Source organism: Trichococcus sp., from assembly GCF_055118575.1.
In genome coordinates this window covers 23,789-38,027 of record NZ_JBSQPW010000007.1, presented here as the reverse complement: position 1 = coordinate 38,027, position 14,239 = coordinate 23,789, and the positions used below count along the sequence as shown (strand labels likewise).

Here is a 14,239-nt window from a genome sequence, read left to right as displayed (position 1 = left end):
CACTATTTTACTTTTTGGTCCATCCGCGTTGCCAAATCGCTGAACTGCTGCAGCAAATCCGTGATCTGCCTTTCGCGGTGAGGATTTTTCCAATTAATGACGCCGCTGCCGATGACGTCGGCGCCGTGTTCATCGCAAAGTGCCGTCATCTGCTTCAAGGCATTTTTCCCGCCCATCCACGGGAAAGGGAAGAACTCAGTCACAAACAGGAGCGTAGGCTTGTTCTCAAATTGGCCGACCCGCGAAAAATAATGCTTCAGGACAGGGGAAGCGGAAGCTCCTCTCACCGGACCGGCGATGATCAGCAGATCATGCGCTTGCGGATCCGGGTAGGACTTCAGTTTGATGTTCCCGATGTTGATTTCGTTGGTGCTTTCTTCTCCGACAGTCTTGAGCTGTTCGATTTCCACATCGTGTCCGCCAGCCGCCAGCCTTTCCTGCAGACGCTCCGCCACAGACAAGGTATTACCGGTCAACGAATGGATGATGATTCCGATTTCCATATTATTTCCCACTTTCTTTTCTTTTAGGATCACCCTATCCCGCTTACAATTCGAAAGCTAATTCTTTGTCCTATGTAATTGGGTTTGTTATAGTCAAGCTATAAGCATTTCGCACAACACTTGCAGAAATTTATTCAGAACGAAAAATCGGAGGACATTATGAAACTTAGCATCTTGGACCAGGTCCACATCACAGCAGGGGGCACTGCCGAACAGTCCCTGCAGAACGCCAAAGAACTCGCCCGTTTAGGGGACAGCCTCGGTTACGAGCGCATCTGGTTCGCCGAGCATCACGGCAGCAACTTGATGGCGAGCGCAGCACCCGAAATCATCGCTGCCTTCATCGCTGCCGCGACCGAGCGGATCCGCGTCGGGACCGGCGGCGTCATGATGATGCATTATTCCCCTTTGAAAATCGCGGAAGTCTTCAAAACACTTTCCGGCTTTGCGCCCGGCCGGATCGATATGGGTGTGGGACGGGCACCAGGAGGCGACCGCCAGTCCATGCACGCATTGGCACAGGGAAATCCGCCGCAATTGGATAATCATTACGAAAAACTGCAGACGATTTTGGATTTGTTGGAAGACCGGGCACCACAGGATCCACTTTACCGTGACATCCCGGCGGCTCCTGTCGACGTGTCGATTCCGCAGGCTTGGCTACTGGGATCGAGCGGCAACAGCGCCGTTCAGGCCGGCAGAATGGGCGTTGGGTATTCCTTCGCGCAGTTCTTCACCGGGACACTCGATAAGAACATTTTCGATCTTTATAAGAACAATTTTGTTCCATCCGCTGTTATGCCCGAAAAGCAGATCAGCGTCGCTTTCCATGCCATCGTCGCGGACACACGCGAAGAAGCGCTCTACCAAGAGTTGCCGTATGCGATCTTCAAGATGCAGCTCTTCCGCGGAATGATGCGCAACAATCTGATGACACCTGAACAGGCTGCCGCTTATCCGTTGACGGAAATCGAGAAACAGCTCATCAACGACATCCGCAAAACACATATTCTTGGAACCGCAAAAGAATCCGGTGAAATATTGCTGAATCTGCAGGAACAATACGGTTTTGATGAAGCAATGATCATCAGCATGCCGCATTCCCAACAGGCGCGGCTCAAAACCTATTCCCTATTGGCGCAGGAGTTGCTTTAGACTGTCTGCGGCATCAAGCTCGGCCATCCTCTTTATGAGGATGGTCTTTTTTGGATTTCGCCCGTTCCAATGTTTCGGCTACCCTTTTTTTGCGGGTTTCCGGGCGTTTTGCTTGGGCTATCCAGAAAAGATAGTGGGCCTTTTCGCCAGTCGGCCAAGCTTCGAAATGCTCGCGGGCAGATGGGTCTGTTAGGAAGGCCTGCTTCAATTCAGCTGGCAGCTCCGGGACTTCCTTCGAAGAATACGCTGCTTGCCATTTCCCGCTGGCCTTCGCCACCTGAATCGAAGCCAAACCGGCTTCTGTCATCCTCCCTGCCTCCATCAAAGCTTCGGCACGCTTGCGGTTGACCAGCGACCAGACGCTTCCGGACCTACGAGGCGTGATGCGAATGATGAAGCTTTCTTCACCCAGACTGTACATCTTACCGTCGATCCAGCCGAAACAGAGCGCCTCCTCGACCGCTTCCGCGAGCAAAATGCCGTCGCCTGCAGCATGGGCTTTTTTGATCTTCAGCCAAACCTGTTCTTTTTGGTTATAGTTTTGCGCCAGCCAGTCATGCCATTCTTGAGGATTGCATAAACTGAGCCACTCCTTGGGAAATCCTGATTCCGTCATACCCAGTTCTCCTTTCATATCGGGGATGCTTCTATTTATTCAGGGTACGATCAAACTCTGTCATAATATTCCAACACGCGCAAGCATTTGAGCGTATTCCAGCGGCTCGGTTTTCCGGCCTCTTCCATCATGAAATGCACCTCCCCGGTATGATGCGCCTGCGTTTTCCAGCGTCCGTCCAGCAAGCGTTTCTCCTTCATGATATCCAGGGCATCCTGCAGCCTTTCGTCATACGGATAACCTGCGTTTTGGAAATAATCCAGTGCACGCAAAATATTATAGTGCCAACGCGGCGGATAGACGAGTTTCAAAAAGCTCGGATGAATGATTGCACCGGTATGATCGGATTTGTACAACCGGTGCCGCAGAAGGAATTGCTGTCCTTCGCTTTCCAATTTTTTCAACTCATCCGCCCGGTAGGCATAGCCGGCTGCAATATATTCGTGTATGCCCTCGAGGACGCTGAGCGTGGAGTGCATGGAACTGTGCTTGGCGCCAGAGCGATTCAAACGGCAATTGAAGCCGCCGTCAGGCAACTGTTGGCTGAGTACGAAATCGATTATCGTTTTCAGCTTACCCTCCCCTATCCCAAAATAACAAGCGTAATTAAGGAACATACCGTTGACGCAGACATCGCTTTGCTCGATGCCTTTTGCTGGATTGACACCGCCATCGGACGACAGCGCAGTCTCAAGGATGAGATCCAGCGCCTTCATTATTTCGGGTGTTGACGTGATACAGAGGTTTCTAAGGTCCAAGAGGGTATAGTGGCTGCTCGTCCATTTTGGCTGATAAAACCAACGCCCCCAGTGTCCATCCGGCAGTTGCCGTTCCAAAAAAGCGCGGCCCCAGCCTTCCTCGGTTATCCTGTTCCTCAGGTCAGCCAACGCAGCCGGGTCCTCATGCAACAGATCGCGCCTTGTCTGATATTGGATCGCTGGATCGCCTTCCAGAAGCCACACGATGATCTCCTCCCTGTCCATTTCCATCGGCCCTTCCTTTTTCAACCTACTCCCGCAGTTTCCGTTCGATCAACTTAACTTACTTTGTCGACAGAACTGATCCACAGCGGTTGCTTTTCAGTTGCCTATATCTTTGAAGATTGCTATCTCCCCCGTGTTTCCGAGAACCGGTATGCTTCCCGCAACCAGGTATCAACGGCAGCCGTCAGATCCGCTTGCTCCGCAATGATGATATGGTGCGTCCATCTGCCAGGATATGGTTCGACCGCTTCGACAATTTGATCATGCACAATCCGGCGCCCGCAGCCGAAGCTCAGAACAAGGCTGTGCAGCGGCCGCTTTCTGTCTGTGGGCTGCGGCATCCAGATCCAGGCGAATTGCGTTCTTGTAGCGAAGGAAATCTGAGTCTTACTTACAGTAATGATGGCGGGTCTGATTGCCCGGATTTTCCTTTCCACAGCCCTGAACAATGCTCTCACTTCAGGTTTTCCGTCAAAAAATGCTTCCACTTCTTTGTTGATCATTACATCTGTCATAGGTATCGCCTCATTTTTTGAAATAGGGCTTGGCGTATGCTCACTCCACCAGGAATACGATTTTCGTCAGCAGTTCGCTTTCGGGTACTTCCTCAGGCGAATTGTAATAGTGTTCATAGACGGGACCAAGCGGCTTGTAGCCATTATCTTTGATCCATTTCTCAATTTCCTCATAAGCGGGCGGCATCTCCATATACGGACCTTTGTACATGCAGCTGACTTGTTTGCCGGCCGGGATGTTTCCGGCAAGGATATCGTTTTTGCCAGGCAGTGGTTTGGATACAGGAAAACCTATTTCCAGTTCAAGCCTTTCCATATCCATGTTGAAATAGCCGACGAAAGCTGGTCCAACCGGTTGTTCACCAAATTCCATGATGTGCGCGATGATGTCCATGAAGGCCTTCCCCAATATTTTCGGAAGCTCACTTACCGGAGTAACCGCTTTCAAAACCAAAGTCGGTTGTTCCTGCGTTTCCACCATTTCAATCACAAAGCTCATTTTATCCACGTCTCCTTTTTTGAAGCCCATTGTCTCATGCTTATTTTATCACTTCCGCATCCGCAGAACCATCAATACGATGGCCGCATTAAGGGTCTGAAATGGCACAAAAACAAGTCCCGGCGCCAATTCAATCGAATCGTTACCGAGACCTGTTTCAAGTCAATCAAACTATAAATTTATCAAAATTATAATCATTTCAAACTGAGCGGCACTTGTTTCTTCGCGAAGAGCACATAACCGATCGCCACCCCCATCAGCACAATGCAGGCGATGACGGTCGTAATGATGCCCGTGTATTGGCCGTTGAATCCAGCCTCGGACATATGCTTGATCAAAATGCCCGCATAAGCCCAAATAATCACGAGTCCGTAGGCGATATCACGGTTGCGGATCATCGTGAAGGCTCCGATCGCAAGCCCGATTACGATAATCAGGATTGTCCAGATCGATTCGGAGATCCCGAATCCATTCCAGCCGATGTCGACCAGCAGCGTCGTGATGTTCGCAATCGTTGCCACCGTGATCCAGCCGAAATAGACGCTGAATGGAAGACGGATGAACAGTTTTTCTTTCTGATCGAGTTTTTCCTTCAGAATCAACTGGTTGATGTAGATCAGGCTCAGCAGAAGCACCAGCATCAGGATCACCGACAAACCGATCATGCGGTAATGCCAACTGAAGATCCAAGCGGCGTTGACTACTGAACTGGCCGAAAAGACGATACCGATTTTCCTCAACAGCTCTGTCTTTACCTTGCTCTTGTCGCCTTGGAACAGTCCGAATTGGTAGAGCGTATATCCCAACAACAGCAAATAGATGACCCCCCAGATCGAAAAAGTCAAGCCGGCGGGCGCAAACAAGTTCGGATAGGCATCCGATACCGCCCCTGTGTCGGTGCCGTTGATCGGCAGGATATTTGCCATCGCATTGACGGCGATCATGATCAGGTACGTCACGGCAACTGTGATTTTGAGCGGTTTATCCAGTTGTTTCGTTTCTGCTTTTGTATCCATTTTTGTTTCCATTGTTATTTCCTCCTTTTACCTTGTTCCCGATAATAAAAATGATTGCTTATTGATAGCCTGACGAAAAGTGTTTTACAAAATAAAAAGGGTATTTCCCTAAGTCAATAGTACCCAAAACCGCGTGCCTATGCAAATATTGGGACAGTTCGGAAGCTGAATTTATTTTCTTACTTATAGCCCCAATTTTTTGACATTTATCCAACTTAAGCGTACTTTAAAGGTGACAAATTCTTCGTTCAAACTTGCTGTTCATCATCTGAAAATGTTTGACCTTTCCCAAATTTCCCAATCTCACTCGCTCCTACCTCTTTGAATGAAAGGACGAAAAAAATGAACAATAAGAAAATATTCTATGGATCAGCCACATTGTTGAGCCTGTTGCTGTTGGTCGGTTGTGCAGCGGATGAAGATGCCGCTTCAAGCGGCTCTTCCGAAGCCATCTCATCCGAAGTGCTGGACAGCAGTTCCGAGCAAGATGAATCCATGATGGAAGACAGCGAAGAAAATGAAATGGAAGAAGACGAATCGATTGAAGCGACAAACGGGTATGGTGCGGTCGGCGCCTTGGCGGACAATGATTTGACGATGGAAGAGATGTTCACGTACGCCATCCAGGATGAACACTTGGCCCATGGAGAATATGCCTACACGTTGGAGACTTTCGGAGACCAAGTCCCGTTCAACAACATCGTCTCCTCGGAAGCCCAGCACATTGACGAAATGACGATCCTGTTCGAAAAGTATGGCTTGCCGGTTCCGGCTGATGAATCTGCCGATCATCTCCAACGGCCAGCAGATATCAAGGAAGCTTTGGAGAACTGCGCTACTGGGGAAGTGGACAACATCGCGATGTACAATAAGTTCCTGGAACAGGAACTCCCGGATGATGTGCGCGCAACCTTTACGGCTTTGCGCAATGCTTCGGAAGGACATTTGCAGTCATTCCAGAAGAGCCTCGAGAAATATTGATAGGGCAATCGCACACTTAGATGGCGTCCCATTCCGGCAATGTCATTAACTCAAGTAATATTACAGCTGTAAAAAAAGCGAGGATGCATTCTCGCTTTTTTTGATTGCGAGGCCAAATTGTTGAATGTTTCTCGACATTCAATAATCTCGGCTTAATCGGGAATCAAATTGTCGGATCTACCTCACCTATTCGACAGATTTGGCCACCAGACTGAGCATTTTTTCTGAATTCTGATCGCTTATCGCATCCCATTTCCCCTCACCTCTTATTTGCCAATACATTTAATAGTTAATGACATTGTCATTTCGGGGCACCCTCTTTTGCTGTGTACGACTGCGATACTCATTGGACTGATGAAAGCGCGATAATCAAAATTCAGTTCCGGTGAAGCGAGCACTTACCGGAGGAAATCATCGATATTCGGCACCAACTTCGACGACGTTGCACTCATCGGAGTACATCAGCGGAATTGTTGGCTTAACTCCGGTGTAGCCTCGTTCATCGGAGTTAGGTACCTCTCCACCCAAAAAAAGCTGTCTTGACACCTGTAAAGTTACGTGATATAGTCATTTTCATTAAACTATCACAAAAAAGGGGTCGCAACAATGGATGAACTTACGGAAAGAATATTGCAGCTGAAAGCAGAAAAAGATGCCGTCATTCTCGCACACTACTACGTTCCTGGAGCCGTTCAAGATATCTCAGATTTTATCGGGGATTCGTACTACTTGAGCAAAATTGCAGCGCAGGTCACGGAGAAAGTGATCGTTTTCTGCGGCGTGGCCTTCATGGGTGAAAGCGCGAAGATGCTGAATCCGGATAAAGTCGTCCTGATGCCCGACCTGCAGGCGGACTGTCCGATGGCCCACATGGTCAAAATCCGCGACATCCAGAAAATCCGCGAGAAATACGAGGATGTGGCCGTCGTCTGCTACATCAATTCCACTGCTGAAATCAAGGGCTATGCCGATGTCATCGTCACATCATCCAACGCGAAAAATGTCATCGCCGCACTTCCCAACCGCTACATTTACTTCATTCCCGACGAGCACTTGGGCAGATACATTTCCCGTCAGCTTCCTGAGAAAACCTTCCTCTTCAATGAGGGCTACTGCCCTGTCCATACCAGCATCCGCGTTTCAGATGTACTGAAGATGAAGCGTGACCTTCCGCAAGCCGATATCCTGGCGCATCCGGAGTGCAAGAAGGAGATCCTCGATTTGGCGGACTTTGTCGGCAGCACGTCGGAGCTCGTCGCATATACCGAAAAGAGCCCAACCCAGGATTTCATCATCTGCACGGAAATCGGCGTCATCCATGAAATGGAGAAACGTTCGCCGGTCAAAAAGTTCCATGCCCCTTCCGTCGGTCAGGTCTGTCCCGACATGAAGCTTAATACAGTGGAGAAAATCATCTATGCTCTGGAAACTTTCGAACCTGCTGTGGAAATGAACGAATCGCTACGCACAAAAGGCTTGCAGCCACTGGAACGGATGCTGGAATTGGCCGAGACAGAGGTGAAGACCCATGCGCAACTATGACGTCATCATCATCGGAACGGGTGTGGCCGGACTTTTCGCAGCCCTTAGCCTCAGCAACGACAAACAGATTCTGATCGTCACCAAGGGTACTTTGGAGGATAACGACTCCTTCCTTGCCCAAGGCGGCATCTGCGTCCAACGCGACGAAACGGATTTCGAGCCGTTCATGGAGGACACGCTGCGTGCCGGCCACTATGAAAACAACGAAGCAGCAGTCGCAATCATGATCAACTCTTCACAAAAGATCATCGATGATCTGATCGGTTTGGGCGTCACCTTCGACAAAAAGGGAGACGGCTTCTCCTACACCAAAGAAGGCGCCCATTCCAGAGCCCGGATCCTGCACTGCAAAGACATGACCGGCAAGGAGATCAACAGCAAACTGATTGCCCGTATCAAGGAGCGGAAAAACGTGAGCATCCTTGAGAACAACACACTTGTCGATCTTTTGGTTGCCGGCGACCGCTGCCACGGCGCAGTGCTCCGTGACCACTCCGGAGCGTTGTCCAATGTTTATGCACAGAATACGCTGCTTGCCACCGGTGGAATCGGCGGTCTGTTCAGCAAATCGACCAACTTTGCGCATTTGACAGGCGACGCTATCGTGGTTGCGCTGAAGCACGGCATCCGCGTCAAGGACATGAATTATGTCCAGATTCACCCGACTTCGTTGTATACCGGGCGGCCTGGCAGAGCTTTTCTAATGTCGGAATCATTGCGAGGGGAAGGCGCCATCCTTGTCGACAAGGACGGAAACCGTTTCGCTGATGAACTTTTGCCGCGCGACTTGCTTACCAAAGCGATCTACGCCCAGATGGAGAAGGACCGCTTGCCTTATGTCCGGATGCTCCTAAAAGGCCACGTGGAGGGATCGATTGCTGAAAGGTTCCCGGGCATCCATGCCCACTGCCTGCAGGAAGGTTATGATTTGACCGAGGATTATATCCCGGTCGTCCCCGCCCAGCATTACTTCATGGGCGGCATCGAAGTGGACATGCGGAGCAAAACTTCGCTGACAAACCTGTATGCCGCAGGGGAAACGAGCTGCAACGGTGTCCACGGGAAAAACCGCTTGGCGAGCAATTCGCTGTTGGAAAGCCTGGTGTTCAGCAAACGTGCTGCCCAAGCCATCAATGCAGAATTCGAGCGCGCGCTTCCTTATCCATTTCCCGAACCGGATGTCCGTTCAATCGCGGACAGCTTGAATGAAGCACGTAAAATACTATTGGAAAAAATCGGAATCGAGGAGGAAGTTCATGCAAAGTAATAGGGATCGCCTGATTTTGGCGGCGCTCGACGAGGATATCCCAACCGAGGATCTCTCGACCAATGCCATCATCACGGACTGCACAAAAGGCCGGGCAGAACTGCTGTGCAAACAAGATGGCATCATTGCGGGGCTGGACGTCTTCGCCAGGACCTTTACCCTCCTCGACGACTCAATCGAAGTGATTTTCCATTGCCAGGAGGGAGATACTGTCCAATCGGGAGAACTTTTGGCTGAAGTGCTCGGTGACATCCGAATCATACTGACCGGCGAACGCACCGCCTTGAATTATCTCCAACGCATGAGCGGTATCGCTACGCATACGCGCAAAATCGTCGACTTGCTTGAAGGCAGCGGCATCACGCTGCTCGACACCCGCAAGACAACACCGAATAACCGGATTTTCGAAAAATATGCCGTGAAGGTCGGCGGCGGAAGCAACCACCGCTTCAGTCTGTCCGACGGAGTCATGCTGAAGGACAACCATATCGCCGCGGCTGGGGGTATCAAGCAGGCGGTCGCGGCGGCGCGGGCCTACGCCTCCTTTGTTCATAAGATCGAAGTCGAAGTGGAAAACCTGGAAATGGTCAAAGAGGCGATCGCAGCGAAGGCCGACATCATCATGCTGGACAATATGACCCCGGCGGAGATGACGGAAGCCGTTCGTTTGATAGATGGGCGCGCCCTGGTGGAATGCTCCGGAAACCTTACCGTTGAAAGCATCGCTGCCTTGCGCGACACCGGCGTGGATTACCTTTCTTCAGGCGCACTGACCCATTCTTCGGCTATTCTTGATTTATCGCTGAAGAACCTGAAACGGATATGACGCAAAGTTATTACCATTAAAGAGCAAATAAGCTGTGGAAAAGCCATTCACAATGGCTTTCCACAGCTTATTTTTTTGAATTACCCACAAACGAAAGGTTTTTCTTTCATATACGTCCTTAGAAACTAATGATTGGTTTCTTGAACATGCCATCAATTACAGCATGGAGCAGAGTCAGCGGCAGATAGACGACGATGCTGAGCATCATCGTGATTTCATACAGCACGCTGCTTTTTTTGACGGGTTTGCCTTTCAACCGGCTCGCGAAAGCGCTGAAGGCGATCCCATGCGCATTGCCGACCATTATCGCACGAACGGCACCCAAAATCCCTTTCGCCTTGTCCTCCCCATAGAGCGAAACGATGCGATCCCAAGATTCTTCAGTCGGATTCCCTCTCCTGTCGGCATAATGTTGGGCAAAAAGGTACGCTGGCATTTCCTCGACAGGAATCTCGTCAGCGGATCCCGCCAACAGTTTCTGGATTTCTTCCGCAGCCATCCCCTGTTCGAGCGCCATTTTCGTGTGGGCATAGGAGCAAACTTCGCAGCCGTTTACTTCCGTCACGCCCAACATGATCCTCTCGATGAATTCCGGACTCAGCTCTTTTTTCTTTTTTGCTTTTACCATGTACTTCATCGTGCGGATTCCTTCATACAATATCGTATAAAATTCCCGCACCGAATATATTTTCTTGTAAAATTCCTGCGCCATCATTTTCTCCTTTACTCTGTACGTCTCCGCCAGTCTTGTTAAAGACCATTATACCCCTATAGGTATCACGAGTAAAGGACCTAGTTTGGATAGGTTATCCGTTTTTCCAGTTCCACCACTTCAGCTTTTCGGGATCCGGATGCGCTTCGGTCGCATAATAGACGGCACAGCGGAAAGTGTACAAAACACAGGGATCCTGGCGCTGACCGGTTATCCTATTTAATTGCTCATATAGTTCCTGAGGATCATTGCCGCGCAGGTCGGCGATGGTATTTATCCCTAATGAGACAAGCGTTGCCGCCATCTTCGGCCCGATTCCGGGAATTTGCTGCAATTCTTTCATCTGAATTCCCCCTCGCTCTTCTTCATTCTTCTTTAAAACCATTGTAGCCCTTGTCCCCCGCGAATGCCAATAATGGCATTCCGGGTAAAAAAATGCAATAAAAAACGGACAGGTTGGGCATCCATCAGATACTTTCTGGTGGACGCCCAACCTGTCCGGCTGAAGCATAATCATTTGAGTATAAGCAAATCAGAAACAAGGTGCATTTCATCTACACCTTCAATATACAATTTCTTTGTAAATTGAAGCGAAAAATACTGTCATCTTTTTGTAAAGGCTGCCGTCCGATGGCAAGCTGCCTTATGGTTGCATCGCCCCGAAAAGCACAAGCCAGGCAAGGATCGATTTCGCAACCAGACTAAGCACGATATAGACCCGCTCCCCGTAGAGATAATCCGCCCATTTCCCGACTTTCTTGTACTGCAAAACCATATTGATCGGGAAAGTGTTGAAGGCAACGAAATAAGTGCCAACGATTGCCCAGACAAACCAAGGTACTTCAGCGAAATTGCCGGTCCCGAACATGTAGAGCAGGATGGCGATCCAGGGTGCCACTCCGGCAATCGATCCCCATATGAACGGCCCCCATTGGATGTTATCTTTTGAATGGCCCACATTCAGCTGCTCCATCACGAGCCCGAAGAGATTCATGGTGGCGTTCACGATAAATATCAGAATGAGTGAAGCGATATCGTAAATGCCGAACAAGGTCGCAATCAAAACAATCATGATCGACGAACTGAGTGCATACTCGAACCAGCGAAATTTATTGATGCCCTTGACCAAATCGGCATTATAGACCGCATTCAGCTTTTTCGGAATGGAAATCAAAGCATGTGCGATGGCGGAAATGAACAGGAACGAAGCGACCATAACTCCGAACGGTAATTCGAAAAGGATACGCGAGGCAGTTTCCAATGAGCGCGTTTCGGGATTGAAAGCCAGATAGAACTGGCTGATTTCAGGACTGAATTCACCGATTTTCTGGATGACGTTCGTCGCCAAAAAGAGCATCGCAATGCCTTGGATCAGGTGTAGTCCGCCCATGATCAGATTGAAGCGTCGAAGTTTTTCTGTCGTAATCTCTTTCATGATGATACGCCTTCCTTTCTATAATGACCAAAAAAATAATGACAATAAACCGTTCCATTCACTGCATAAAACTCTTCCTCAATCAGACAGCCCGTGACCATCTCCCATCTTTTTCATTTGGCTGTCATGAAACGAGCCGAACCCAAACACTGCCAGAATAGCACCGATCAAGGCCCAAATCATATCCCAAAGGCTGTCGAAAGCATCGCCCTGCATACCCATCACGGCTTCGGCGGGCACACCCATAATCTTGACGAGCGCAAATTCGCTCAGCTCATAGGCTGCACTGAAGCCGCGACAGCCTAAAATGACGATAAGCGTCAACAGCTTGCCCTTCCTGACGTAGCCTCCCCGCAGCAGGAATTCCTTGGCCAAAAATGCAGGCACAAAGCCTTGCGCGAAATGCCCCACCCGGTCAAAGTAATTGCGCTCCCAGGCGAACTGTTCTTTCCATTGATTGAACAAAGGATTGTGGGAATAGGTGAAGTGCGCGCCGTACACCAACAGCAACGCATGCAGAAAAGCCATCACATAGACGAAGGTGCTGAAACGGAACTTCCGATAACTCATAACCAACAGGAAGACTAGCAGGAACGCGGGCGTCATCTGACCTATCCAAGCCAACCGATCCAATGGACTGATAGCCGAAAAAATGTACGCGATGACGAAAAGCACCAAAAGGAGCTTATGCAAGGGTTCAGCCTTTTTGTGATTACTCGCCATCCGTTCCGCCTCCTTTTATCTCCGTGATCGTTCTGCAACCTGATCCAGATACAACTGCATGTCGAACTTGCGCTTCAGGCCTTTGTCGTTCATGTAGCGGACGTTCCCGAAGATGGCCCGCTCTCCCCAAGGCCGATCGTGCTTGCCGAAGCACCAGCTCACCCCGGCGAAACCGTTCGGATCGCGGCCGTCCAACAGATACTTGTTGTTCAGATAAATGGCTTTGCGATAGGCTTCCTCAGGTGTGCTGCTCCACTCCAGGATTTTTTTTGCCCAGTACATCCGCATGTACCCGTGCATTTTCCCGGTCAGATTCATCTCAAGCTGCGCGGCGTTCCAGTAGTCGTCGTGCGTCTTGGCAGACTCCAATTCCTCCAGTGAATACAGATATTCGCGTTCATCGGCCAGATGCTTGTCCAGCGTCTTTTTGGCCCAATCCGGCACGGCAGCGAAGGAATCGTACTGATCATTATAGTAAACGAAATTGATGGCCAATTCCCTTCTGACGACAAGTTCCTCGAGGAAACTCTGTTGGCTTTCGCTGTCCATCCCCATCAGCCTGCGGTATATGTAGAGCGGGGAAATCTGTCCAAAATGGAGGTAGGGACTCAGATTGGATGTGAAAGACTCCCCCGGTCGATTCTTCCGTTCGCTGTATCCTGCCAGTTTATTTTCGATGAAATCCTCCAGCCAATGCTTGGCTTCGCCGGTTCCACCGATATAATCCGCAACGCGCGGGACACTGCGGTCAATGTTTAATCCGTCCAAAGCCACTCTGGTATCCGAAATATCGTAGGCTTCGAACGGAAGCTCTATCGCAACAGAGGGATGGTTGCAGATGGTCTCTTCCAATGGCGCCAAACACTGCGGCAGAATTTTTTTCAGTTTGGAACGCAAGGTCGCGGCGGAATACTCCTCTTTTGGTGAAGCCAGTTCGACCGGGACGACTATGTTGCTTTCAATCTGGACCACGGCGCATGCGGCAGCTTCGGCCAAAGTAGCGCGCCATTGCCGCTCGATACGGAGATAGCCGCAGTCCACCACCAACAAGGCAGCCAGTTCAGAAAGCTCCAACGCTCCTTGTTCCGGCGATAGTTTTCGGATCAGCAGTTGGATGCCGCGCTGCTCCAATTCCGCCTTCGTTTCTTTCAGTCCTTCCAGCATGAAAGCGTAGTGCCGCTCATTGGCTTCCGGAAAACCGTCCGTTATTCCGAAATAGACAATCAATGACTTCTCGAGCCGGTTAGCCTGACGGATCGCATATTCCAGGGCATGGTTGTACTCCGCACGCTGCGAACTCTGCATCCAGTAGACTACATAAGGTTGGTCCTCCACTAAGTTCTTATCGTTCAGTTGTTTGATTCTTTCTTCCATGATCATTCGTTTCCCTCGCATTTCTTCACGTTTATTCTTACACATATTATAGAACATCACACCCATTCCGACTATTTTTGCGAATCGGGTAT

16 protein-coding genes are annotated in these 14,239 nt (G+C 49.9%); 5 read left to right on the top strand and 11 right to left on the bottom strand.

Going from position 1 to position 14,239, the window contains the following annotated elements:
* Positions 1 to 2: 2 nt before the first annotated feature.
* Positions 3 to 503, bottom strand: coding sequence for a flavodoxin family protein (locus tag ACTCCX_RS03090; protein ID WP_463274686.1), 501 nt, complete (start codon positions 501 to 503; stop codon positions 3 to 5).
* A 159-nt stretch (positions 504 to 662) separates the two neighbouring features.
* Here ACTCCX_RS03090 and ACTCCX_RS03085 point away from each other — a divergent pair, with 159 nt between their 5' ends.
* On the top strand, positions 663 to 1,658 hold the full coding sequence (locus ACTCCX_RS03085) for an MsnO8 family LLM class oxidoreductase (RefSeq protein WP_463274685.1): 996 nt from the start codon (positions 663 to 665) through the stop codon (positions 1,656 to 1,658).
* A gap of 13 nt (positions 1,659 to 1,671) precedes the next feature.
* Here ACTCCX_RS03085 and ACTCCX_RS03080 read toward each other — a convergent pair whose 3' ends face one another.
* The 5 genes from ACTCCX_RS03080 to ACTCCX_RS03060 all read right to left on the bottom strand — a co-directional run bounded on the left by ACTCCX_RS03080 (position 1,672) and on the right by ACTCCX_RS03060 (position 5,299).
* Positions 1,672 to 2,292, bottom strand: a complete 621-nt coding sequence (locus ACTCCX_RS03080) for a YdeI/OmpD-associated family protein (protein ID WP_463274684.1) — start codon at positions 2,290 to 2,292, stop codon at positions 1,672 to 1,674.
* Positions 2,293 to 2,324: 32 nt separating this feature from the next.
* A complete protein-coding gene (locus ACTCCX_RS03075) occupies positions 2,325 to 3,263 on the bottom strand; it encodes a hypothetical protein (RefSeq protein WP_463274683.1) in 939 nt (312 codons plus the stop codon).
* 116 nt (positions 3,264 to 3,379) lie between these two features.
* Entirely contained in the window at positions 3,380 to 3,772 is a 393-nt protein-coding gene (locus ACTCCX_RS03070) for a DUF5655 domain-containing protein (protein WP_463274682.1), read from the bottom strand.
* 40 nt (positions 3,773 to 3,812) lie between these two features.
* Positions 3,813 to 4,271, bottom strand: a complete 459-nt coding sequence (locus tag ACTCCX_RS03065; protein ID WP_463274681.1) for a GyrI-like domain-containing protein — start codon at positions 4,269 to 4,271, stop codon at positions 3,813 to 3,815.
* 194 nt (positions 4,272 to 4,465) lie between these two features.
* The gene (locus ACTCCX_RS03060; RefSeq protein WP_463274680.1) at positions 4,466 to 5,299 is read right to left on the bottom strand and encodes a tryptophan-rich sensory protein; all 834 of its coding nucleotides are present in this window, start codon (positions 5,297 to 5,299) and stop codon (positions 4,466 to 4,468) included.
* Positions 5,300 to 5,629: 330 nt separating this feature from the next.
* On the opposite strand from ACTCCX_RS03060, the gene ACTCCX_RS03055 reads away from it, so the two are divergent.
* The 4 genes from ACTCCX_RS03055 (at position 5,630) to nadC (ending at position 9,903) form a co-directional block, all read left to right on the top strand.
* Positions 5,630 to 6,268, top strand: coding sequence for a DUF2202 domain-containing protein (locus tag ACTCCX_RS03055; RefSeq protein ID WP_463274679.1), 639 nt, complete (start codon positions 5,630 to 5,632; stop codon positions 6,266 to 6,268).
* Positions 6,269 to 6,874: 606 nt separating this feature from the next.
* Entirely contained in the window at positions 6,875 to 7,810 is a 936-nt protein-coding gene (gene nadA, locus ACTCCX_RS03050) for a quinolinate synthase NadA (RefSeq protein ID WP_463274678.1), read from the top strand.
* The gene (locus ACTCCX_RS03045) at positions 7,797 to 9,077 is read left to right on the top strand and encodes an L-aspartate oxidase (protein WP_463274677.1); all 1,281 of its coding nucleotides are present in this window, start codon (positions 7,797 to 7,799) and stop codon (positions 9,075 to 9,077) included. The genes nadA and ACTCCX_RS03045 overlap by 14 nt, the downstream gene beginning before the upstream one ends.
* Complete coding sequence (nadC, locus tag ACTCCX_RS03040) at positions 9,067 to 9,903, top strand: carboxylating nicotinate-nucleotide diphosphorylase (RefSeq protein WP_463274676.1); 837 nt, start codon at positions 9,067 to 9,069, stop codon at positions 9,901 to 9,903. Before ACTCCX_RS03045 ends, nadC begins: the two co-directional genes overlap by 11 nt.
* A gap of 118 nt (positions 9,904 to 10,021) precedes the next feature.
* On the opposite strand, the gene ACTCCX_RS03035 is transcribed toward nadC, so the two are convergent.
* The 5 genes from ACTCCX_RS03035 to ACTCCX_RS03015 form a co-directional block, all read right to left on the bottom strand.
* A complete protein-coding gene (locus tag ACTCCX_RS03035; protein ID WP_463274675.1) occupies positions 10,022 to 10,540 on the bottom strand; it encodes a carboxymuconolactone decarboxylase family protein in 519 nt (172 codons plus the stop codon).
* Positions 10,541 to 10,709: 169 nt separating this feature from the next.
* A complete protein-coding gene (locus tag ACTCCX_RS03030; protein WP_463274674.1) occupies positions 10,710 to 10,958 on the bottom strand; it encodes a helix-hairpin-helix domain-containing protein in 249 nt (82 codons plus the stop codon).
* A 300-nt stretch (positions 10,959 to 11,258) separates the two neighbouring features.
* On the bottom strand, positions 11,259 to 12,050 hold the full coding sequence (heR, locus tag ACTCCX_RS03025; protein WP_463274673.1) for a heliorhodopsin HeR: 792 nt from the start codon (positions 12,048 to 12,050) through the stop codon (positions 11,259 to 11,261).
* Positions 12,051 to 12,128: 78 nt separating this feature from the next.
* Complete coding sequence (locus ACTCCX_RS03020) at positions 12,129 to 12,773, bottom strand: DUF2238 domain-containing protein (RefSeq protein WP_463274672.1); 645 nt, start codon at positions 12,771 to 12,773, stop codon at positions 12,129 to 12,131.
* A gap of 15 nt (positions 12,774 to 12,788) precedes the next feature.
* Positions 12,789 to 14,153: a deoxyribodipyrimidine photo-lyase gene (locus ACTCCX_RS03015; protein ID WP_463274671.1), complete on the bottom strand. Its 1,365-nt coding sequence runs from the start codon at positions 14,151 to 14,153 to the stop codon at positions 12,789 to 12,791.
* Between the last annotated feature and the right edge of the window lie 86 nt (positions 14,154 to 14,239).